The organism is Micromonospora sp. NBC_01796 (assembly GCF_035917455.1).
Taxonomy (GTDB): Bacteria; Actinomycetota; Actinomycetes; order Mycobacteriales; family Micromonosporaceae; genus Micromonospora_G.
In genome coordinates this window covers 744,607-767,544 of the sequence record NZ_CP109078.1, presented here as the reverse complement: position 1 = coordinate 767,544, position 22,938 = coordinate 744,607, and the positions used below count along the sequence as shown (strand labels likewise).

Here is a 22,938-nt window from a genome sequence, read left to right as displayed (position 1 = left end):
ATCTTAGTTAGGCGGCTCGGTCGATCGGTAGCGGTTGTGAGCTGGTGGTCTCGAAGGCCGCAGGGCTGAGGTAGCCGAGGGTTGAGTGTCGGCGGCGGGTGTTGTACCAGCCCTCGATGTATTCGAATATGGCCTGGCGGGCGGCTTGGTGGGTGGGCCAGGCCTGGCGGTGCAGGAGTTCGGTTTTGATGGTGGCGAAGAACGACTCGGCGACTGCGTTGTCCCAGCACTGTCCGCGCCGGCCGACGGACAGGCGGATGTCGTGACGGTGTGCCAGGCGGGTGTGCTGGGCGCTGACGTATTGCGTGCCACGGTCGGAATGAAACACCAGCCCGGGCTCGGGTCGGCGGCGTGCGACAGCGTCGGCGAGGGCGGCGTCGACCAGGTCGGTCTTGAGGTTGTCGGCCACGGCCCAGCCGACGACCCGGCGTGATGCGAGATCGATGACAGTGGCCAGGTAGAGCCAGCCCTGCCACGTGTTGATGTAGGTGATGTCGCCGCACCAGCGGGTATCGATTACGCCAGGATCAACACGGAAATCGCGGCCGACCAGGTCAGGTCGGAGCCCGGCGGCCGGATCCGGGATTGTGGTCGTGCGCCAGCGGCGTGGGCTCTTGCCGGCGAGTCCGGCGATGCGCATCAGCCGGGCGACGCGTTTGCGGCCGTGCCGTAGCCCCTGTTCGGTGAGGTCAGCGTGGATCCGCGGCGCCCCGTAGGTGCCCTTGGACCGTTCGTGCAGCACGGTGATCTTGTCGGTGAGCCGGGCATCGACCCGCTCGCGCTGCGACTGGGTGCCGGTTTTCTGCTGGTAGTAGGCGGATCGGGAGACCTCGAGCAGTTCGCAGGCACGTTTAACGTTGTGCTTGCCGGCCTGCTCCGCGGCGATGAACGGGAAGACGTTCACCGGGTCTCCTTCGCGAAGAAAGCCGTTGCCCGTTTGAGCACATCGACGTCTTCGCGCAGCCTGCGGTTCTCTTTGCGCAGCTGTGCGAGTTCGGCCCGTTCGTCGGTGGTCAGCCCATCGGCGCGGACGCCGGTGTCGAGTTCGGCCTGCTTGACCCACTCACGCACTGCCGTCTCGGTCAGGTCGAAGTCCTGGCTGACCTGCCGGAGCGTGCGGTCACCACGCTGACACAACTCGACGATCTCGGCCTTGAACTCCGGCGTGAACGAACGCCGAGGCCGCGGCCGCTTCTTTCCCATGCTCTCCATGATGCTGGACATCCTCCCGGAGACCCCAGGTCCCCTGATCTCGGATGTCCGTCAAAACGGGGCAGGCCCAGTCTGGGTTCGCAAGACCCTGGATCAGGTGCACCTCATCGGTCATGTGCAAACCAAACCACCGGCGATAGCTGTCGGCTTCATGTCCTAGATCCGACATGATTTACCACTGTCATGCTCCGTGCTGGTCTGTTTACGTTCAGGCATGGCGCAGCGGCCGCGAAAGCAGAAGGTTAAGTGCAGGGGACCACGTGATGAGGATGGCCGCGCATGCCAGCGCCCAGTGAGTCGGCCAGGCCAGAGATGCCCGCAGCACCTCGGTCGGCCAGAGGTTCCGTTGCGGGGGCGTTTGTCGGAGTATGCAAAGCATCCACCGAAGAAGGCCAGGGCGACGACGCCTCCCAAGACTCGTCGAAGTACAGCCACGTCGAGCCAGTTCAGTGCGTCGGCTCAATCGCGTGTGAGGCCTTCGCCTGCAGCGCGAGAGGTGCTAATCGCCGAGGCGGTCAGCTACGTCCAGGCCACGGTTGCGGTAGGGGCGGCCGATGCTGCCGTAGTACGGGCGGCCGGATACGCAGGGGACCGGGTCTGGTCGCGGCTGACGGATGACTGGTCCGGGAGGAACTGCAAGGGGCTCGCTCGCCTGGCTCGTGCCGCCCTGGATGGCAAGGACTGGCTCCATGGCCGGATCGGGGATCTGGTCGGTCTTCTCCTGGAGTTGCTCGGTACGCCTCGCGTGGCCAGGGACTTCGGCAAGGAGGTGGCCAAGCGGATACCGCTGCCATGGGATCAGCAACTTGTGGCGGTGGCGAGAGGGATGCAGATCGCGGGCATCGCGGTCTGCGTGGTCAACGGTCGGAACCTGGCGAAGTGCGACTGCTTCATCGATGTGGTCGTGAACGAGGGCAAAGAGCGCGTGCGTCAACTGATGGAGTGGGCGGCAAAGGACTGGCGCAACCTCGAACACTTGGCGCCCGTGGCTTGAAGATCCTTCGTGCAGGCTAGGACTCGACGTGCCTCTTTGTGATGTCATGTCCATTTCGTGGACATGACGAGCAGGCGCTTGGCCTCCCAACAGGGGTGTGCAAGGGCCTCCATCAGCTCCACCAGCAGGTCAACGGCTCGTTACCGGAACCCCGGTAACGAGCCGTTCTGGTTGCGGGCACTTACGCTGCGAGCGCATGATCACCTACCGCTGTGGGTGGCCCCGGCTGGGTCGATCGAGTGGCGCCTCCGACAGGCGGGGCCAGGATCGCTTGAGGCGATGAGAGGCCTCGCGCTACTTTCGAGCGGCACTAGCGCGTGCGGGCGAGGACCGTAACAACGTTACGCACGCCGCCGTCCTGGCCAACCGACCAACTGTGCCCGGTCTCCGTACCAGGAGGATCTTCGATCCGTTCCGCCGTCGGTCGCTCGACGATGGTGGTCGATGGACATCAACCTGGGATGCGCCGTTCTGGCCGGGAGTCGGTGTTTTCGCGGATTTTGGTCCGTGGGGGCTCAATCGCTCGGCCAGGAGGTCGAACGACATGGCCTGCTCGTAAGCGTCGCCGTTGCGCAGACGCTCACCGAGGAGGTCTTCCAGTCGCTGCGCGCTCGCGCTTTATTCGGCGATGAGATCGCGTACGAGGGCGGCGAGACTTTCGTTGGTCATCTTGCCCGCGCCACCGGCGACGGGATTGTCGACGAGTTTTCGAGGATTGTCAGCCATTGCCGGCTCAGTCTATCTACGTACTGTGCGCGCCTGACGTCCACGTCGTACTCGCATTTGAGCTTGATGAACTGTTCCCAGTACGGCTTGACTGCCTGCTTCACGCCGTCGTCGAGTTCTACCCAGACGTGCGCACCACGGCGTTGGTCTTCGCGGTAGCAGGTGTGCTGCGGTTGTGGGCGGCCAGTCCGGCGGGGTTGGCCTCGTCGGGGGCGCGGCCGGCGGTGCCGACTTGCGGGCTGCGGGTCGTTTTCCGCTGCTGGCGGTGACGTGGCGTTCGATCAGCCAGACCTGGTTGACGTCCGGGAACGGCAGGTCTGGTGGGGCGGGTGACCCGGGCGTGTCCGTTGTCGAGGTCGTGGCAAGCGATCGGGGTTCTGCGAGTGGGCGTTCGTAGCCGTCCCCGGTACGGTGCTTCTCAGGTGACCGGGGCGGCGGCGGATGCCAAGTAACACGTTGTTTCCGTGTTCGGGTTCTGACGGATGTGTGGGCTTAACACTCTGGTTGTCGACGCGACGGCCGGTCTAAATCTAGAATTGCGCGGCGAGCTAGCGTCTCGTCGACTGTGGCTAAAACGACTGTCGACTTTGGGGGCGGCTCGCGACAATCAATGTACCGTTCAATTGGCACCGCGCGCTTTTGTGTTTGCGCGCGAATTGCCAGCGTAGGAGCCACTAGATGCACCGAGTCCGTTCCCTTCGCCCCCTCGCGCTCGCTGGTATCAGCGCCCTGGTCGCCTTGTGTACGCAGCTGGCGGCCGTCCCCACCGCCCAGGCCGCCCTCGACGAGCCCGCCCGCAGCGCCTGCCGTAACGCCGGCAAGGTACCGGTCACGACCAGCGTCGTCTTCAACGACCCCGTCGCGGGCACTCCGACCGCCGTCGTGGAACGTATCTGCTCACTGATCAAGAAAGCCGCGGTGGGGTCCTCGATCGAGATCGCCGAGTTCGTCGTCTCGGGCGATGCCGGCGCCGACTACGCGGCGGTGCTGCTCGACGCCTACCGCCGAGGCGTCGAGGTACGCATGGTGATGGACGGCTATCAGATCAACAACCCCGCCGCCGCGGAGCTGATCCGCACCCTCGGTACCGACGCATCGGTCACCTCATGGGTGCACGTCTGCAGCCACCTGAGCCCGGAAGGCAACACCACGTCCTGCCAGGGCACCAAGGGCATGCACAACAAGTTCGCGCTCTTCTCCAAGACCGGTGGCAAGCGCGACGTTGTCGTGCAGGCCTCGAACAACATTACCGACGTCAACTCCACCAGCTACTGGAACAACCTCGTCGTGCTGCCCGGTAACGGTACGCTTTTCGCCGGGTACGGGAAGTACTTCGACGACCTTGCCGCCGAGGTACAGAACCCCGACTACGACACCACGATTACCAGCGAAATGCCGGGCGGCAAGGTCACCGCTCAGTTCTATCCGGTTGCCGACCGGGACCCGATCGCTGCGCGGCTCGACCAGGTGAGCTGCAAGACCAAGGGCCGCACCAGGGTGGAGATTGGCCAGTCCGAATGGGACGGCACCCGGCTCGCGATCGTCGACGAGCTCGCCAGGCTGAAGGCTGCGGGTTGCCAGGTGCGCGTCGTGCATGGTCTGGCCGAGGATGCGGTCACCGCCGCGCTCGACGCCGCCGGCATCGAGCGCCGGGTGCTCGACGGGTCGACTCCCGCCGGCCGCATCCACTCCAAGTACATCGTGGTCAGCGACCCGGCTGGTCCCGGCTCGGGCCGGGGCTGGGTTTTGACCGGCAGCCACAATTTCAACGCCACGTCGTTGCAACGCAACGACGAGGCGACCGTCGAGCTTTCCCATCGCAGCATCGTCGACGCGTACGCCGCCAACTTCGCACGGCTGTGGGAGGTCGGCGCGGTCGCCGGCGGCTAGTACGGGACGAGGATGACAGAGCGGTGTCGACGCGTAGCCGGCACCGCTCCGTACCGCGCAGCCCAGCACGGGACAAGCGCCCGGAATCAGGAAAAGATCACCGCTTGCGGTCGCCCTCGCCGCGCCCGGTGTACCTGCGCCGGAGCGGCTCGAACCACTCAACCCCGCGAGTCAACCAAACCCGGGGCTCCCCGCTCCCGCAAAGAGCAGCTCGGTGCTCGGGCGACCAAACACGTCCTCCACAGCAACCGTCGCCGGAAGCACTTGGCCGAGACGCCCGGTTGAGGCACCGGACAAATTCACGCCCAATGGCGAACCCGGAACGGCAGAGGGCGACCCGTGAGAAATCGTGATCGGGACCCACGGATTCCTCGGCAGCCACGCGCCGGGCACCTCGTACGCGAGGTGCCCGGCGTCGCTGTCGCAGGAGGCGCACCGTGCGGTACCGGTGGACGAACGATCGTGTGGCTGTAGGGTGCCAAGACTCGCGTGGGGGTCTGAGCTGGGGTTTGTAGCTGTGGCCGACTCTCCGAGCGGTACAGGAAGTGTGCCCGGAATTCCGGGGTCGGTACATGCCGGAGTGGATGACCATGCCTGCGCGTCGGTGACGCCACGTCGGCGGACGGGTATTCCTGTCGAGCGGGATGCTGATGATCGCGCCGCTCATCCGTTCCTTCGACCATTCCTGGATCAGTAGACTCGGTGTTCCGGCCAGACAAGGTCGCAAGCGGACAATGTGTGTAGGTCATCCGGGAGGCGACAGACGTGGCTGAGCCAGCGCATCCCGTCCGGGATGACAACGATGACCCACGGGCCGAAGCCGGCTCGCTGCGCGTACAGATCCTTGGTTCGTTGCGGCTCTGGCGCGGCGGCGTCGAGCTGAACGCCGGCCCCAGACAACAGGCGCACGTGTTGGCCCTGCTTGTGGCTCGCGTGGGCCAGCCGGTCAGCACGGGAGACCTGATCGACCTGATCTGGGCAGAAGACGCCCCCGCCAGTGCGCTCAACGTGATCCACAAGTACATCGGGGCACTGCGGCGGTTGCTCGAGCCCGCGGTGCCCGCCCGGTCATCCGGAAGGTACCTGCACCGCCACGGTAACGCGTACGTGTTCACCGCCGGTCCCGACGTGCTGGACCTCGTGTCGTTCCGGGAACTCGTCGATGCCGCCCGCGCCGCTCTCGCCCGGCAGGCTCGTGACCTGGCGCTCGACTGTTATGTCGAGGCGCTCGGTCTCTGGAAGGGGCATCCAGGGGCCGGGTTTGCCGATGGCTCGGCGGCTCCGGTACTGGCGGCCCTCGATGACGAGTTTCACACCGTATGCACGGCGGCCACCGAACTGGCCGTGTCGTTGCGCCAACCCGAGCGGGTGATCCTGCCGCTTCAGTTGGCCGCGTCGATGGCACTGTTCCACGAGCCCGTACAGGCCAGCCTCATCACCGCCCTGGGCGCCGCTGGACGGCAGGCGGAGGCACTGTCGGCGTTCCACGCGGTTCGTGACCGCCTCGCCGAGGAGCTCGGTATCGACCCTAGTGCGCCGCTGCAGGCCGCGCACCGACGGGTACTGACCCAGACGCCGACGACGCCGAGCATTGCCGGCACGGAGCGTGGGGGCGACCCCACACCGGCGCGGCAGGCAGGTCCGGTCGGGCCGGGCGAGGAAACGCGCGAGGAATCCGACGTCCTGCTGCAGTCCTCCGGCCCCGACCTCATGGAGCCCGTGGCGCCGAACGTCGTGGCAGCCCGGGTCCGACCCGCCGGGGTACCACGTCAGCTGCCGACCGATGTGAGCCGGTTCGTGGGTCGGGCCCTTCCGCTCAAGCAGTTGGATGGGCTGCTCTCCGACGTGACGGGCGCCTCGGCAGCGGTGGCGACCATTGTGGGAACGGCGGGCGTGGGCAAGACCTCCCTGGCGGTGCACTGGTCTCATTCGGCGGCGGAGAGATTCCCGGACGGCCAGCTCTACGCCAATCTCCGGGGCTTCGATCCCACCGGAGCGGTGGCGCGGCCCGACGAGGTCCTGCGTGGGTTCCTGACTGCCCTGGGCGTGCCCGCGCAGAGTCTGTCCGCGACAACGGAAGGCCTCGTCGGCCAGTACCGCCGCGAGCTGGCCGGCCGGCGGGTGCTGATCGTCCTCGACAATGCTCGGGATGCCAGCCAGGTCCGGCCGCTGTTGCCGAGCGCCTCGGGCAGCTTCGTCTTGGTGACCAGCCGCGACCAGCTCACCGGTCTGGTCGCCCTGGACGGCGCCGAGCCGATTGCCATCGATGTGCTCGACCCGGACGAGGCTTACGACCTCCTGACCCGCCGGCTCGGACCTGCGCGACTCTCGGCGGAGCCGGACGCCGCTACGGAGATCATCACCCGGTGCGCACGCCTCCCGCTCGCGCTCGCGGTCACCGCGGCCAGGGCGGCGGTACGCCCCGAGCTTCCACTGGCCGGGCTGGTCGAGGAGATGCGGGAGGCCCAGACACCGCTCGACGCCCTCGGCGGGACCGACGCGGCCAGCGATGTGCGGTCCGTGTTCGGCTGCTCGTACGCCGCGTTGCGCGAACCCACGGCGACTCTGTTCCGGCGGCTCGGCCTGCACCCGGGACCTGATTTGACCGTGCCAGCCGCCGCCAGTGCCTGTGGGCTACCGGTCTCCCAGGTCCGGCCACTGCTGGCCGAGCTTGCCGGGGCGAACCTCATCAGCGAGCATCGGCCGGGCCGGTTCGCGTTCCACGACCTGCTCCGTGCCTACGCCGCCGACCTCGCCGAGCGCCTCGACACCGCCGACGACCGTCGCTGCGCCAGCCGACGCCTTATCGACCACCATGTGCACAGCGCCGATACGGCGAACCGGCAGTTCGGCAAGCCCAAACACTCGCCGGTCGAACCACCGCCGGCCGGGCCGGGCGTGTCCGTCGTCGAGCCGGCCGACGAGCAGCGGGCGCTGGCCTGGTTCGATGCGGAGGTGGCCAACCTCATCGCCGTCGCGAGACAGGTCGAAGCCGCCGAACTCGACCGTCACACCATCGCGTTCGCGGCGATCCTCGAGAACTACCTGCGGCGGCGGGGCCTCACCCGGCTCTGGGTGAGCCTGCAGGAGACGGCTGTTCGAGCCGCTGGGCGTCTCGGCGACCCGGCTGCCCTGCGGGCCGCCTTCTCGTGCCTCGGCGGCGCCCTGAACCAGATGGGTGACCATGACGGGGCGATCCAGCTCTATCAGCGAGCCATCGACCTGGGCCCCGACCCCGACCCCGTCCGCCAGGGAGGAATCCACCTCGGTCTTGCCGCCGTGTTTACCAACCTCGGCCGCTATGCCGCGGCGTTGGCCGAGGTCAACCGCGCGCTGGCGCTGTTCCGGGCTGGGAACGACCGTGACCGTGAGGCGGCGGCGCTCAACGACATCGGCTGGAACCACTACCTCGCCGGCGATTACGACCAGGCACTGGTCAGCTGCACGCAGGCGTTGGCACTGTTCGAGGAGGTCGGCAACCGGTCCGGTCAGGCGTACACCTGGGACAGCCTGGGCCAGGCCCACCACAAGCTCGGGCACGAAGACGAGGCCAGCGCCTGCCATCAACGCTCGTTGGCCATGCTGCGTGAACTCGGCCATCGGTACCCGGAGGCGATAATCCTCCTTCATATCGGCGACTGTCACGAGGCCGGCGGGCGGGGGACCGACGCGCGGCTCGCCTGGCAGGAGGCACTGGCGATTCTCGACGCGCTCGACCACCCCGACGCCGAGGACGCCCGAGCGAGGCTGACCAGGTAGCAACCCGACCCTCGTGGCGTTGCCGACCCTTTAATGACACTGAGCGTCACTGCTCGGCCGGCTGAGTAGCTCGTTACCGGAGCCGGTTGTCGCCGGTCTCGGAAAATGATTTGCCCCTGAGCGGATGGTGCAAGACCCTCAGGGAATGGGCATCGATCTGGAACTGGCCGACGTCGCCGCAGCTCGTTATCAGCTCGACTCTTGCCAAGATTCGGGCCGACCCTGTGCTCATGACCCCGACTGCGAGGAAAACCTCTACCGGCTCTGCAGCCGTGGGCCCTCGGAGTTCCCGTACCGCCAGTTCCATGGCATCAACGAGATCATGCAGCTTACTGGGATGGGCTACGAGGCCAAGCCTAAAACCGAGACGATCCAGGCCGGCATTCCCGGCGACGAACAGGCGCGGCAGGACCGAGCAGCGGCAGACCTCCGCTGGCGGTCCCAGACCGTCCCGGGCATGACTGGCATCCCCGCCTTCAAGCTCCGGTCAAACGATCGCTGGCTGGTGACCACACGCGAGATCGACGAGGCATTGGCGGCTTACGCGCAGGTTCCGGCGGAACAACGCGCTTCCCTGCAAGTCGACTCGAAGTGGGTCAGTTGGCTGGAGTGGCTCGCCCTTGCCCGGGAACGCGGTGGCTTCGAGGCCGAATGACGGCTCTGTGGGTCTTTACCGCCGCGACACCGGAGCACCCCACTCCTGGATCCGCCCGTTACCCAGAGGGTACGCACACCTATCTCGACGGATCAGAATGTTGAGCGACGGCAGAGGGCGCTACGGTGTGTGATGGTGGCTGTGTGCCGCCGTGAACGGTCGGCGGCGTGAGCGGATACCGATCGCGAGGCGAGGTGTCGAGACCTACGTTGACAGTGTGCATGGCCGCTGTCGTGCGTACCCACCCCACTACGGCCGCGATCGCGGGCCGACCGGATCGGGACCTGATCGGCCATTCTCAGGGAACCGCCCGCGATGTTGGGCTTTCCCGGGCAACCTGGTCGTGGACTCGTTCCCGCACCTGCTGCTCGTGGCGGTGGTGATCCAGCGGAGAGCATTGGCTGTTGTGCACAGCCTCGTTGCTGCCCGCCGCGGTACTGACCGTGGGCCGGGCGGCGGTCGGAGCAGCCGGGCCACGCGCATTCCGTAGGCCGCTCGGACGCCACTGTGGACATCTCGGTAGGGGTGACCGCATGGTCAAGATGGGGGCCAGCGTCAGTGCGTTCCAACGCCGAGCAGGACAAGCTCGAGCTAGTCGCACTCTTGTTGGAGGAACACATGTCAGGTTCGGAAGGTCGCGTCGTGAGCCGACGCGCTGTGCTTCGTGGCGCTGCCGTCGGTGTCGCGGGAGCCGGGCTGGCTTCGGCCCACGCGGCGTACGCCGGCAACGGCTCGGCCGCTGGGCTGGTGAGCGAGGATGCGGTGGATGCGGTGGCGTCTCGGCTGGACCGTGACCTGATCGAGTTGCGCCGTGACATCCACCGGCACCCGGAGACGCCGGGTCAGGAGCGGCGGACCGCCGAGGTGGTGGCCCAGCGACTTCGCGAGGCCGGCCTCGACGTCACCACGGGTGTGGGGGGCCATGGGGTGGTGGGAGTTCTCAGCGGCGCTCGTCGTGGCCGGACGGTCGCTTACCGGTCGGACATGGACGCGGTACCGCCGAGCGATCAGGTGGGGGGTGGCGTGCAAGCGGCTCACCTGTGTGGGCACGACATGCACACGGCCGTGGGCGTGGGTGTCGCGGGGGTTCTGGCGCGTCTGCGCAACCGGCTCGCGGGCACGGTGGTGTTCGTCTTCCAACCCGCTGAGGAGTCGCTCGCCGGTGCCGCCGCGATGCTCGACGACGGCGTGTTCGCCCGAGTCCGTCCAGCGGAGATCCATGCCCTGCACTGCGGTCCTTTCCCTGTCGGCCAGTTCGTGGTCACGCCCGGGCTCGGACTTCCTGGCCAGGACCGCGGCGTCATCACGCTCGTGGGGCGCGATGCGACGGCGCGGGCGCGACGGCTCGCCGCCGAGATCAGCGCACTCACCACCGTTTCCCGCCCTGCGACCTCCGAGGACCTCGAACGGCTCGTGGCCGACGTCCAGACACCTGACGGGCCATTGGCCAATTTCGTCTTCATGCAGGCCCAGGTCTCCGAAGCCGAAGGCCGAGCCGAGGTGCGGTTGTCGTACCGATGCTGGCCGGAGGACCGGTACGTCGCCATCCGCGAGGACGTCCGCCGACTCGCAGGCTCCGATGGTCAGGCGTCGGTAACCTTCCCGAACGACCCGTTTCCCGCGATGGTCTGTCCCGAGCGGGAAGGCCAGGCCGTGAAGCGGTACCTGCAACAGACAGCCGGTCGCGACCGGGTACGGACGTTGCACGCCGCGATCCCGTTCAGCGGTGAGGACTTCGCGCTGTTCCTGGACCGGCTACCCGGCACGTACACCTTCCTCGGCGTCCGCGCGCCCGGCGCCTCCATCGAAACCAGTTATCCGCATTTCGGCGCCTTCGACCCAGACGAACGGGCCATCGGGTACGGCGTCCGCGCGATGGCGGGTTGGCTCGCCCGGCGTACCCGGTAGCCGACCCACGGCAGCGCGGCCGGCTGCCAGAACGCCACTTCCCGAGGCCTTGGGGGCAGTGATCGGCGCCGTTTGTGCGAACATCCCCTACACGGGCCTACGCGGGGAGGTATGCCTGCTGGCCCCGGGGGACGGGTGAGTGTTTCAGACTCGGGATATCGGGGGTTATGCGTTGTTCGTAGATGAGTCGCCGTTTCCATTCCTTGAGGACCTTCGTGGTGCGTGGTCCGATATCCGGGCCGAGTGTCTGGCGTTGGGCGACGATTCGTTCGAGCCGTGGGTGCAGCGCGAGATGTACGGCACGGGTTGGAGCGTGTACGGCCTCGTGGCATTCGGCACGCGTATTGACGCAGCGCTGGCCGCCTGTCCGCGCACAGCCGAGGCGCTGCACCGGGTTCCCGGCCTGACAACTGCCGGCTTCTCCCGCATGGTCCCGGGTACTCACATCAAGCCCCACGAGGGCTGGGTCACGACCGTCTATCGTGCCCATCTCGGCCTCGTCGTGCCGGACGGTGACTGCGCGTTGCGGGTGGGCTCGCAGATCCGGCCCTGGCAGGAAGGCGGGTTGTTCGTGTTCGACGACACGGTCGATCACGAGGCGTGGAACTACGGCGACGGCACCCGAACGGTGCTGCTGTTCGACTTTCTCCGCCCGGGACGGACCATGGACGAGCTTGACGAACTTCCTCCGGCGGTTGCGGCCGATATGCGCCGCAGGAATGAGTTCCAGCGGTAGCGAAGCGAGGTGCGACGGGCCGGGTGCCTCGCGATGTGGGCCTGTGCTGCGTCTCGTTGTGGTGCGCCGCGTTGTCCGGCTGCGATTGGTGGGAGCAGTTGCGGATGATGGCCCTCGGCCCCGTCGAGGACGACGACCAGAGGTAGCCCGGTCTAGGAACCGTCGCTGCCGCGTCCGGCCCCGCTTGGGGTCCGCGCTGTTTGGTCGTCTACCACTGAGGGCCGTTGCAGGTCGGTGACCAGTAGCGGCTGTCGTTCGGCAAGCATGGTCAGTAGGCCGTTGGTGCCCCGCTGTCGAGCTTGCGTGTATTCGTCGGTGGTCAGGCCGACCACCTGCAGGAACTGCACTCGTCCGTGCGGGGTGGGATTGTCCCGAGTTCCGGGTCCTCGACGAAGGTTAGGGCCGTAAGCGCCGTGTCGTGGTCCTGCCGGATGGGGCCGTTGGCGTTGATGTGGTGGCCGGGTTCGAACCAGGTGCCGCTGGAGATCACGTACCGGGCGAGGTTCTGCAGCAGGTTTGCCGCCCATGTCGGTGGTGCGGTGTCACTGGTGTCGCGGGTGATCCGGATGGTGAGCTCGAAGCCCCAGCCCGACTCGTCGGGGTTGTCGGTTTCCTTGGCGTACAGCTCGCTCATGCCGTAGCCGATGATGTGCCAGTGCGGAACCGGCTCGACCCGATGATAGAAGCTCACGTCGTCGAGTGGCTCTGGTCCACCCAGCGCGAAACGGTGCAGCGTGCCGTAGTGCTTCGGCTCGACATCGGGATACAGCTCGGCGAGCCGGGCGTCGATAGCGCCCCACCCGGGAGCTTCGGAGGTCATTGAAAGATCAGAACATGCCTGGTACCGGAGGGTGAAGGACGCGTCGGCGCGAGCGATCACCTCGACCGGCTCGACTGTGGCGGTCGCGCTGTCGGGCGAGCCGATGCTGTCGAGCACGTGATAAAGGCTGCCGGTCCCGGCGGCGCGTCTTCGTCGTAGCCAGTGACGATCCTGCACAAGCTCACCGGCCCGCTCGTTCCTGGTTGTCTGGACCCTCACGGTAATGTTGCGCCAGCGTCGCTCGCAGTGCCCGGACGATGACGCGACCCTGTGGTGGCTCGATTAAGCCTTCGTGACATTGCGTCAGAGTCAGTCGATCGCAGTTGCGAGGGTGTGTCGTTTGTGCCGGCGCCGGGCGTTGGTGTACGGATGGTATGGGGGGGCGCCGCGCGATACACCCCCGACCATTCCGCTGGTTAACCCATGCTTCTGGCGCCGTCCAGGGACTCGCGGATGATGTCGGCGTGGCCGGCGTGCTGGGCGGTCTCGGCGACGATGTGCATCAGCACCCGGCGGGTCGACCACCGTGCGCCGGGCTCGAACCACGGGGCCTTCGGCAGCGGCTGGGTGGCGTCCAGGTCGTCCAGCGTGGCGACCAGTCCGTCGGTCCGGCGGGCCGCCTCGGCGTAGTCGGAGAGCACACCGGCCAGTGTCTCGCCGGGTAGCAGCCGGAACTCATCGGTACGTCGGACCCAGTCGGCCTCGGTCATGGTGGTGAAGTCGCCCATCACCGACGGCCCGTCCAGGATGAAGTCCGCCCAGGTGCGCTCGACTGCGGTGACGTGCTTGATCAGGCCGCCCAGGCTCAGTTCGCTGGCGGTGGTTCGCTGCCCGGCCTGCTCGTCGGTGAGGTCGCGGGTGGTGAAGCGCAGGAAGTGCCGCTGGTGGGCCAGCATCGCCAACAGGTCCGCGCGCTCGCCAACGGCGGCCGGCGCGTCGGCCAGCTCGCGGGTGGCCGATTCGTTGACGATCGTGGTCTCGCTCATGGTCTCCGCCTTGCTTGTCCTGTTCGTCGGTCAGGATCCACGCTAGGCCGCACTGCGGACACTTCCTGACCTGAATTGCAGGAGAATCGGAGACATGGCGAACACCAGCACCCGGACGCTGCGACTGCTGTCCCTGCTGCAGAGCCACCGGTACTGGCCGGGCACCCAACTGGCCGAGCGACTGGGAATCTCGGTCCGCACCCTGCGCCGGGACATCGACCGGCTGCGCGAGCTGGGCTATCCGGTCGAGGCGCAGCGGGGCGTGGACGGCGGCTACCAGCTCACCGCGGGCGCGGTACTACCGCCGCTGGTGGTCGACGACGAGGAGGCGGTCGCCCTGGCCGTGGGCCTGCAGGCCGCCGCGCAGAGCGCGGTGGAGGGCCTCGCCGAGTCCTCGGTACGGGTGCTGGCCAAGGTGGTGCAGGTGATGCCGCCCCGGCTGCGGCGCCAGGTCGAGGCGCTGGGTGCGATGACACTGCCCGCCGGCTGGAACGGCGCCGCCAGCCCAGGCGTCGACCCGGGCGTGCTCACCGCGGTTGCGCTGGCCTGCCGAGACAGCGAACACCTCCGCTTCTCCTACACCGCCGCCGATGACCACCACACCAACCGGCACGTCGAACCGCACCGACTGGTCTCCCTCGGTCGCCGCTGGTACCTGGTCGCCTACGACCTCGCCCGCCACGACTGGCGCAGCTTCCGGGTCGACCGCCTCACCGCGGCACACGGCACCGGCTCCCGGTTCCGGCCCCGCGCCCTTCCCGCCGCCGACGCCGCCGAGTTCGTCCGCACCAGCCTGGACAACCAGGCCCGCCCCTACCAGGTGGAGGTCTTGGTCGACGCCCCGGCCGCAACCGTGCGCGAGCGCATCGGCCGGTGGAGCACAGTCGAGGAGCTCGACGCCGAGCACTGCCGGGTACGAATGACCACCGACTCCCTCGACTGGCCGACCATGGCACTGGGCGTGCTGGGCGCAGACTTCCGCGTCCTCAACCCACCCGAACTACTGGAGCAGATCCACCACTGGGGCACCCGCTTCAACCGGGCCAGGGCTTGATCCGCTCCCCATGATCGACGCTTTCGCGGTACGACAGCCCCACTCTGGCATCGGGAGATCCGGTCCTCTCGGAGGTGTGACTGACAGGCGGCGCGGGTGGTCCGTTGGCATGTCGAGGTGGGTTGCGACGTCGGCGGTTGGCCAGCCGGGTAGTGCGGCCTCAGATTGTGGTAGTTGGGGCGACGTCGGATAGGCGTAGGAGACGATCGGTGATGGGCACATCGTCGGGGTACTTCCGGGATGGCGTCGCGGGCTACGGTCGTGGTCATGGTGTGCTTTCCAGTGGACGACGTCGCCCGTACGGTGGAGCCGTTGCCGACTCGGCCTCTTGGTGAGCTGTTCCCGGACGCGTTGACGATCGGTGGTGACCCGGCGCTCCCGGTCATTGCGCCGGACGGTGTGCATCCGTTGTTGAGCGCGGTCGGCCGGGCGTTCGCCGAGCACCGCCCGCTTGTGCTGTCCCCGGACGTGGTGTGGTTGACGATTTCGCAGGGTGTCGCCCAACACGTGCGGCTCCACGCGGAGGAACTGCGGTCGCGGTTGATGGCAGAGCCTGGTAGACGGCTCGAGGTGGTCCATGACGGACCGATGCCCACCGATCCCAATTCCTGGTACGAGCTGGTGGGGTCGTTCGGCCGTCAGCTCGCCGCCGAGGTTACGGACGCCGAGTTGTTCGCCTGCGACTTCTCCACCAGTACCGACATCGAGCGCGTCGTTGGACAGATTGTGCTGCTGGACGTGTTCTCGCCGTACTTCTCGCTGTGGTTGACCTGCGTCTGCGGCATTCCCTCGGTCACCTTGACGGGCACGGTGGAGGACTGGCGGAAGATCCGGAAACGAGTGGATGGATTGGCCGGGTTCGGGCTGGAAAGCTGGTGTCGCTCGTTGGTGACGATTGCCGATCAATTCGTACGGGCTGCGGCAGGTGACCCGGATACCGAGTTCTGGCAGCGCATCTACAACCCGGCCGACGCTTACGGCGGCGACGTGATCACTGGTTGGGTTGCGCGGCTGTACCCGTACCTACGTCGTGACGGTGGCGTCGACCGGCCGAATCCGTTGTTGGACCTGCCGATCGGGGAGCCGCGCGAGCTGACCTCCTCCGGCCGGATGGGATACGACGGTCCGGGGGTGCGGAGCGACGTGGTGCCGGCAACGCTTTCCCGAGTGATCGTCAACATCAACGATATGGTCGACCGGGACAACTACACGGTTGTCCTGCATGCCGGGCTGGTCGCCGTCGCCCAGGACAGCGACGGGGCGCTACGGCCGGTCGCCGGTTGGCATCTGTCGCCGGCGGTGCCACAGATCGACGATGTCATCGACCGGATCATCCGCGACCATCACGCCACCCCGCCCGGAGACGAGCACCTGTTCTTCGCGTCCGCCGACCTCGCCGCGCTCTACCGCGCCATCGGAGCGGCGAGCCTGTTCGATGGCGTGTGGCGACTGCGGCCCATCGCCGAGCACGGCCTACTGTTCCGCGGTCCCGACCGCTGGTCCATCATCACGGTCATCGACTTGGCTGACGGCCGCAGCATCGGCGCGGCTGTCGACCACACCACCCAGACCATGCACTGGCTCACTTGCCGCGTCGAGGAGATCAGCAACCCCGGCCCGTCCGGCCCGCGCCTGGTCCTGCGTGATCAGCCCGCCGATGTTCCGGTCTACGGGACCTCGTTCAGCATGCTGCTCGCCGCCGCCCTCGACACCGGCGGCGACATCAGTCATCTGGAAGTTGATCGCCTCGATCGCCTCGACAGCCGTAACGAGACGTCGCTGCGGGCGGCCCGGACCCCGCCCCAACCGATCCACCGGCCGGCCCCAGCGCGGCGGCTGGATCGGCAACCACACCAGCCACCATCACCCGATCTCGACATCCACGAGCGGATTGCCCAGATCCGGGGTGCGAAGGAAGCCGCGATCGACGGGCAGGACTTCGAACACGCCGCGTACCTCCGCGCCCTTGAGAAGGAACTTCTCGCCGACCTCGGGCGAAGCGAGCCGTCGGCTTCCTGAACGCCGCTAAGAACACTCACACATCACGGGCACACCGAGGGACGGCGGCGTTCCTGCCTCTCGTCGTGACCCCGCTCGACTCGGAGGTGTGATGAGTGGGGTGGTCTGTTGGCTTGTTCGACATGTAGGGGAGCAGCAGATCGGGAGCAGCGGTGGTACACCCGTGAGGTGTACTACACCCGGATCCACTACGGGGACGCCGGGCGCCGGCATTCGTTCGAATCAGGTGAGGGTGTGGAATTTCGTCCAGGTGTGATGGCCGTGGCGGCCTCGGAGATCGAGGCCGCCACGGCGTCCGCTCGCATGCAGGGGATGCGGGTTTATTCATTGTCGACCGGGGCAGGTGGCGGGAGGGACGCCTTCTTCGACGCCGTTCGGGCGACGCTGCCACTCGATCCGCCCCTGGCGAGTAACTACAGCTGGGACGCGTTGGCGGACTCGATATTCGGCGGCCTGGTGATTCTCGACGTTGACCGGGTCCTGGTGGTGTGGACCGACGCGGCGGAGATGACGGCCGCCGCGCCCGTGGACGCCGATACGGCGGCCAGCGTGCTGGTGCAGACCGCTGCCGACTTGGCCGAGCCGAGGTACACGCAGGGCCATCCCGTTTTTTCGGTCACGGTGTTGATGGTCACGGAGCCGTCGTAGTGACGACGCCTGAGGCGTCGCCCTCAGCAACTTCAACACCGCCTGCTCGTTCGGGAGTGGCCGAGGATTTTGATCACGGCCGGGTAGCGCCCGCAACTGTCCGCACGCGGTCATGACGATCGTGCACGCCGAGGACCCCGGCCTCGACGGCATGTGGGCGATCGGGGACTATGCCGTCGGGTTCCAGCGCGTCGCGCGAGTATCGTGCAGCAGCGCCATCGAGATGGGGGTCGGCCGGTACGGCAACCTGATCTCGAACGGCATCGGGCGGCGGCTGTCCCGGCGTTCCCGACAGCGGGGTCATCCAGCGGGGCTGCTACTGCGAGGGCTGGGGATCGCCGAGGAGGGCCAGCCCCGCGGCCCCGTCACGGACGCGCCCGGCGTACGCAATCTGACCCCGGTCTCGTTCACGGTCCAGGGCAGTACCGGCGCCAGCACCTTGAAATCCGTCGTGGACGCACCGGGCGGATTCAGGTGACGACTCTCGTGCAGCCGTCGCCGCGCATGTTCCTGTAAGTCGCGCACGACATGCACGGCCGACTGCTGGCACGGCTCGACGACCCGTTCTGCGCGACCCGGACGTGGGTGTTCGCCGCCGACGGCTCGGTACGGCTGCTGCCCGGCCGACAAGCGTTCCCACGGTAGTCGTACAGGAATGGCACGCCACGCCTGCGATACAAACGACGGCCGTGTGGTGCGATTATCGTCTGATGGGCGACGAGCAGGCGCGTGTGCTCGCGCGTGAGACGAGCATCGCGGTGACTCAGTTGGAAGGGCGCGCGTTCCCGGGTATCCACGTGCAGGGGGACACCCTCTTCGCGTTGCTGCAGCAGTTCGACGACGTCGCCGGCCGGTTGCGGCAGGCCGCGGGCGGCCGTGAAGCGTTGGAGGATCTGGACCTAGCCGTCGAGGAGATGGCCCAGATCCTGCGCTTCTACGAGTCGGTGCTCGAAGCGCGCGGTATCCGGCTGCCGTACATGGGGACGGATGGCGGCCGAGGTGGTGCTGGCGTACCGGATACCGGATCGACGCGAGGGGGCGAGCGACGAGGTAGTGCCAGGCTGCGAAGAGCTGCCCTGGAGGGCGTGGCTGCGTACCTCGCGGACGAGGACGCCGATGTTCACAACGTCACCGATGCCGCGATCAGGGAGGATGCGCAGGCGGCAGCGTTGCACCTCACCGCCCTGGCTGCGGACGCGGTAACGGCCCTGGCCGGTGTGTCAGGACGTGACCCGCAGGATGTCCTACGGACGCTGCGTCGACATAGCTCCGGCCGGTTGGTGTCCGCTGAAGCCGCGAGCGACGGTTCTGCTCTGCCGTCTGGGGTGCAGGTCATCTATCCCGAGGGTATGGACGGGTACGACTGGGCGATGACCGAAGCCAAGGGGTGGATCGAGGTGACCGTCCGGTGGTCCGGTGGTGAGAGGGCAGTCACCTTCTACGACCCGACCCGGCTCGGCCAGGAGGTGCGGGATGCCGTGGCGGAGTCCGGCCATTTTGTCGAGGGGGCTTCAGTCGTCGTGCAGACGCTGACCCAGGAAGCCATCGAAGCGGTCGTAGCGCTTATGGCGCGGGGGGATTTCGTCGATATCCGTTGAGGTGCTGCACCGGCCGGGCCGGCCGCGGTGCATGCCGACCGGCCGAGCCGGGGGCTGGTGGTCGGGTGCTCGAACCGGGTATCGCGGGCAGTGGTCCGCCATCCTACTTCTCGGTGCCGACCACGATTGTCTGCATGTCGGCCGCGAGGTCTTCGATCGATGCAGACTTCTGTAGCACGTGCAGCGCGTCAGAAGCGAGGTAAAGGGCACTTACGGGAGCCGTGCGCTGCCGGTACTCGGCGAGAATCTGTGGGAGCTGTTCGCGTCGTGCGGCCAGCCGCCGGTCCTGGTCGATGCGGTCCTCGTCGAGGATCAGCTGGATGACGGTGTCTGGTGCGTGGCCGTGTTCGGTCAGCAGTTCGGCTTGACGGATCGTGCGTGGGTAACCGAACAGCGTCCAGCGGCCTGGCGACCGGGCCAGCGTGTCCGCGACGAACTCAGCCATCACCTCGTCTGGTACCAACTCGCCGGCAAGCATGTGCCTGGCGAAACGTTCACCCCATGCCGTCCGGTTCTGAACTGCGGCTCGGCAAAGATCCCCTACGTTGTACGCCCGCAGCGCCAGGGCCTCGCTGCACAGCATCGCGGCAGCCCAGGCGTCGATTACGCCGGGCTCCGGTAGGACAGCGATCTTGCGTCGCACGCTCTCACCGTCCAAAATCCGGGAAGCCCAGCCCGTCGACCGCCCGTCTACGCACTCCAAGCAGATGCGCTGGTCCTACCTCGGATGCGAGGCCGAACCTGTCCCTGCCTCCCAAGCACAACATCCAACGCCTCCTCCGCCGCCCTCCCGATCAGCGGTAGTAGCGGACATCAGCCTCGATCATTTCGAGATGGAACATATCGGCAGCTCAGTTGGTGGGCGTTGACTCTGCGGGGGCCGGCCAGCCGATGCTGAGGAGTTCTATGGCGCAGTCAGACCGGAACCCGTGCGAGGACCTACCCGCGTTGCGAAGGTTTGACCAGACCGAGCCAATGCGCAGCCTCATCGGCTGGCAGCATGCCATCCACGGTCACCATCGGGGGCATGAGAGGGTATGCCCGGCCGGCGTTCCACCGCCGCGGGTACGGCGGCGGTTCGAGGACCACAATTCGCTTACCTTCCAGCTTCGGGATGTCTGCGGGACGGCCTTCGTTCCAGATCCATTCTCCGTAGGCGTCGACCAGGTTGAAGTTGCCCCGGATGCCACCCGCGGGTGTCAGGTCCTCGCCGTCCGAGGCCGCCGCGACCTCCGCGGCGCTTGGTCGTTGACCGGGCAGCAGGCCCTGCGACTCGTCGCCGATCAGGGCGGCGGCCAGGAGCGTGTGCAGCTGGAAGTTGTCACCGATGCCGCTTATCGTCACCTGATAGCCGCGTCCGGACTCGGGATGCAGCACGATCAGCGGTTCGTCGTCCAGGACCAGCAGCAGCCCGTACAACCAATGCGCCGTGCCGATGTGCCCATCCATCGCGTGGATGGCGGCGGTGAGCCGCGTTCGCTCGGGCAGCACGGCACGTACGTCCTTGCGCTGCGACAGGTACAGCACCGGCTGAACCCACATGCCGCCCGAGAACCACGCCTGCACCAGGTGCTCGGCGTCCCGCTGCGACATCCCCCGGTTGGGCGCAGTCTCGACGAACCGGTCGATCGTCGGGCCGATCTGCTCCGGATCGTCGGCGTCGGGTAGGTCCTCGAACACCGCACCGTACAACTCGGCGAAGCGTGCCGCCTGTTCCATCGCGTCGGCAGCCCGCCCGACGAGCGTCGGCACGACCACCGCCGGATCGGTGGCGTAGTCCGCCATGCTGCCGGCAATCTGGGCCAGGTCGCCGCCTATCCCGAACGGGATCCCGTTGAGCACCGGAGTCAACCTGGCCAGGGCCGCGTCGACCTCGTCAGGGCGCGCCTTCGGCGTGGCATCCGCTATGCCCCGCGTGGCCGCGAAGAACCGCTTCTCATCGCGGCCGTCCGCTGCGCGGACCAGGTCGTCGACCCGTTTGCCGAGGTCCATCTTGAACAGCACCCGGCGATCTTAGCCCTCCACCCCAGGGGAGTCGTCGCCGTGATTCTGCCGTTGATCGGTGTAGCCACACGGACAGCCCGCTTGTGTCAGTCCCACGGTTCCTCCAGCACGCAGTTACCTTCAACTCCGTTTCGACGATCAGTCGCGCAGGAAGTAGAGGACGGTCATCGTCGCGGCGGTGGTCAGCACGACACCACGCAACAGCGGCGCGGGGAGGCGGCGTGCGAGGTGGGCACCGGCGAAGCCGCCGGCCACCGCGCCGACCAGCATGGTGAGGAGGGGAAGCGGGGTGGTCAGGACGTCCGAGGCGAACAGGAAGAGCGCGGTCGCGGTGAGGTAGACGGCGGCGACCTGGGTGATCCGCATCGGGTTGCTGATCGCGGTGTCCAGACCGAGCCCGATGGTCCAGAGCGCCAGCATGAGTATGCCTACGGCCCCACCGAAGTATCCGCCGTAGACCGCGAGGAGAAACTGACCGATCAGTACGGCGGGTGGGCGCAGGGTGACCGACCGGCGCAGTGCGGCACTCAGGGCACGGGAGATGGTGCGCCCGAACGCGAGCACCACCGTGCCGAACGCGAGCAGCCACGGCAACGCGGCGTCGAACGACGCCCCCGGCAGCGCCAGCAGCAGGACGGCCCCGAGCCCGCCGCCGAGCATGCTCGTCGCGGTGAGCGCCGTCGTGGAGGTGGCGCCCAACGGGGTGAGCTCGCGCCGGTACACCCAGGCGCTGGCCACCGAGCCGGGTACGAGAGCGACGGTCGCCGCCGCGTTCGCGGTGACCGGTGGCAGGCCGACCGCGACCAGGGCGGGCAGTGCCACGAAGGTGCCGCCACCGCCGACGGCGTTCAACGCTCCGGCGGCCAGCCCGGCCAGCAGTACGATCATGATCTCCGGCACCCGTCGAGCATCGTCGCCCGAGCACTCGCCCACAATGCGCGGTAGCCGTACTCAGCCTATGGCTGGGGCATAGGCTGGGTCGGGTGCGGTACGACCTGGACGACCTGCGGCTCTTCCTGCACATCGTGGCGGAAGGTTCCATCACGGCGGGCGCCCGCCGGATGCACCTGAGCCTGCCCTCGGCCAGCGCCCGGGTGCGCTCCCTGGAGCACCAGGCGAAAGTGGCGCTGCTGGTCCGCGGACGGCGGGGGGTACGGCCCACCCCGGCGGGGGCCACCCTGGCCCGCCACGCCCGTGAGATTCTCACCGGGACGGCCCGGCTGGACAGCGCCGTCGCGAGCTACAGCCGGTCTCCGACCGCTCCGCTGGTCCTGCTCGCCGGGGGCTCCGCCATGCACCGACTCGTGCCGCAGGCCCTGATCTCGTTCCTCCGCGAGCACCCCGACGTCGACGTCACCGTTTCCGAGCGCCGTACCCCGCAGATCGTGCGGATGCTCGCCGACGGCGATGCGGACCTGGGGATCGTCCTCGACGACGAGGGGCTCGGCCAGGGACTGGAGACCGAACCCCTCGGGGACGACTCTCTCGTGGTGATCGGCCAGGCCGACGGGATTCTCGCGGGACGAACGGCGTTGACCTACCGTGAGGTCGCCGAACACCCTCTCGTCGGGCTGGACGCCGAGTCCTCGCTGCGACGCTGGATCGAGAAGCACGTCGGCCCCGAGGTTCCGGTTCCCCGGTACCGGACCAGCGTCGCCAACCTCAACATCCTGATCGCCCTGGTGGCCGCTGGTGTGGGACTGGCCGTCGTACCGCGTCGCGCTGTCGACCCGGGCCAGCCGCTCGATGTCTGCGACCTCCAGGACCCCTGGGCCCGCCGCCACCACCTGCTGGGCTGGGGCTCACGGGCCCGGCCTGCCTCCCTGGCCGCCGCAGCGCTCGCCGAACACCTGCGTCACGCGGCCCGGCCCGGAGCGACGGCCGCGTACGGCCAGCAGAACCTCCGGCTCTGACGGCCCGCGAGCCAGC

The 22,938-nt window shown here is 67.7% G+C and carries 18 protein-coding genes and 1 pseudogene; 12 read left to right on the top strand and 7 right to left on the bottom strand.

Translation table 11 applies throughout. The annotated features are described in order from the left end of the window. Positions 1 to 7 precede the first annotated feature (7 nt). Both OIE47_RS03445 and OIE47_RS03440 read right to left on the bottom strand, forming a co-directional pair. Positions 8 to 904 carry an IS3 family transposase gene (locus OIE47_RS03445; protein WP_326556611.1) on the bottom strand — a complete coding sequence of 299 codons (897 nt, stop codon included), beginning with the start codon at positions 902 to 904 and terminating at the stop codon, positions 8 to 10. Continuing rightward, complete coding sequence (locus tag OIE47_RS03440) at positions 901 to 1,203, bottom strand: transposase (protein WP_185755210.1); 303 nt, start codon at positions 1,201 to 1,203, stop codon at positions 901 to 903. The genes OIE47_RS03445 and OIE47_RS03440 overlap by 4 nt, the downstream gene beginning before the upstream one ends. A gap of 505 nt (positions 1,204 to 1,708) precedes the next feature. Here OIE47_RS03440 and OIE47_RS03435 point away from each other — a divergent pair. From OIE47_RS03435 to OIE47_RS03410, 6 genes are all read left to right on the top strand, one after another. Further along, positions 1,709 to 2,206, top strand: coding sequence for a hypothetical protein (locus OIE47_RS03435; RefSeq protein WP_326560021.1), 498 nt, complete (start codon positions 1,709 to 1,711; stop codon positions 2,204 to 2,206). Between the two features lie 1,404 nt (positions 2,207 to 3,610). Further along, positions 3,611 to 4,822, top strand: a complete 1,212-nt coding sequence (locus OIE47_RS03430) for a phospholipase D-like domain-containing protein (RefSeq protein ID WP_326560020.1) — start codon at positions 3,611 to 3,613, stop codon at positions 4,820 to 4,822. Positions 4,823 to 5,674: 852 nt separating this feature from the next. Then, positions 5,675 to 8,581, top strand: a complete 2,907-nt coding sequence (locus tag OIE47_RS03425) for an AfsR/SARP family transcriptional regulator (protein WP_326560019.1) — start codon at positions 5,675 to 5,677, stop codon at positions 8,579 to 8,581. Positions 8,582 to 8,726: 145 nt separating this feature from the next. Next, entirely contained in the window at positions 8,727 to 9,236 is a 510-nt protein-coding gene (locus tag OIE47_RS03420; RefSeq protein WP_326560018.1) for a hypothetical protein, read from the top strand. 747 nt (positions 9,237 to 9,983) lie between these two features. Beyond that, entirely contained in the window at positions 9,984 to 11,144 is a 1,161-nt protein-coding gene (locus tag OIE47_RS03415; protein WP_326560017.1) for a M20 metallopeptidase family protein, read from the top strand. Between the two features lie 139 nt (positions 11,145 to 11,283). Further along, the gene (locus tag OIE47_RS03410; protein ID WP_326560016.1) at positions 11,284 to 11,880 is read left to right on the top strand and encodes an aspartyl/asparaginyl beta-hydroxylase domain-containing protein; all 597 of its coding nucleotides are present in this window, start codon (positions 11,284 to 11,286) and stop codon (positions 11,878 to 11,880) included. Between the two features lie 152 nt (positions 11,881 to 12,032). Here the strand turns inward: OIE47_RS03410 and OIE47_RS03405 are convergent. Further along, a pseudogene (locus tag OIE47_RS03405) lies at positions 12,033 to 12,700 on the bottom strand (suppressor of fused domain protein). 416 nt (positions 12,701 to 13,116) lie between these two features. Next, positions 13,117 to 13,686 (bottom strand): DinB family protein, encoded by a 570-nt coding sequence (locus OIE47_RS03400; protein ID WP_326560014.1) that lies wholly within the window; start codon positions 13,684 to 13,686, stop codon positions 13,117 to 13,119. Between the two features lie 94 nt (positions 13,687 to 13,780). Between OIE47_RS03400 and OIE47_RS03395 the strand changes: the two genes are divergently transcribed. The 5 genes from OIE47_RS03395 (at position 13,781) to OIE47_RS03375 (ending at position 19,005) form a co-directional block, all read left to right on the top strand. Continuing rightward, positions 13,781 to 14,740, top strand: a complete 960-nt coding sequence (locus tag OIE47_RS03395) for a helix-turn-helix transcriptional regulator (RefSeq protein WP_326560013.1) — start codon at positions 13,781 to 13,783, stop codon at positions 14,738 to 14,740. A 282-nt stretch (positions 14,741 to 15,022) separates the two neighbouring features. Continuing rightward, positions 15,023 to 16,759, top strand: a complete 1,737-nt coding sequence (locus OIE47_RS03390) for a DUF4419 domain-containing protein (RefSeq protein WP_326560012.1) — start codon at positions 15,023 to 15,025, stop codon at positions 16,757 to 16,759. Positions 16,760 to 16,927: 168 nt separating this feature from the next. Beyond that, positions 16,928 to 17,407, top strand: coding sequence for a barstar family protein (locus tag OIE47_RS03385; protein WP_326560011.1), 480 nt, complete (start codon positions 16,928 to 16,930; stop codon positions 17,405 to 17,407). A 112-nt stretch (positions 17,408 to 17,519) separates the two neighbouring features. After that, positions 17,520 to 17,885, top strand: coding sequence for a hypothetical protein (locus OIE47_RS03380; protein ID WP_326560010.1), 366 nt, complete (start codon positions 17,520 to 17,522; stop codon positions 17,883 to 17,885). A gap of 232 nt (positions 17,886 to 18,117) precedes the next feature. Then, positions 18,118 to 19,005: a DUF6959 family protein gene (locus OIE47_RS03375; protein WP_326560009.1), complete on the top strand. Its 888-nt coding sequence runs from the start codon at positions 18,118 to 18,120 to the stop codon at positions 19,003 to 19,005. Positions 19,006 to 19,108: 103 nt separating this feature from the next. Here the strand turns inward: OIE47_RS03375 and OIE47_RS03370 are convergent, their stop codons facing one another. The 3 genes from OIE47_RS03370 to OIE47_RS03360 form a co-directional block, all read right to left on the bottom strand. Beyond that, the gene (locus OIE47_RS03370) at positions 19,109 to 19,648 is read right to left on the bottom strand and encodes a nucleoside monophosphate kinase (protein ID WP_326560008.1); all 540 of its coding nucleotides are present in this window, start codon (positions 19,646 to 19,648) and stop codon (positions 19,109 to 19,111) included. 296 nt (positions 19,649 to 19,944) lie between these two features. Next, complete coding sequence (locus tag OIE47_RS03365) at positions 19,945 to 21,009, bottom strand: hypothetical protein (protein ID WP_326560007.1); 1,065 nt, start codon at positions 21,007 to 21,009, stop codon at positions 19,945 to 19,947. Between the two features lie 138 nt (positions 21,010 to 21,147). Then, entirely contained in the window at positions 21,148 to 21,909 is a 762-nt protein-coding gene (locus OIE47_RS03360) for a sulfite exporter TauE/SafE family protein (protein ID WP_326560006.1), read from the bottom strand. A gap of 83 nt (positions 21,910 to 21,992) precedes the next feature. Between OIE47_RS03360 and OIE47_RS03355 the strand changes: the two genes are divergently transcribed. Then, a complete protein-coding gene (locus OIE47_RS03355; RefSeq protein ID WP_326560005.1) occupies positions 21,993 to 22,922 on the top strand; it encodes a LysR family transcriptional regulator in 930 nt (309 codons plus the stop codon). Positions 22,923 to 22,938: the final 16 nt, after the last annotated feature.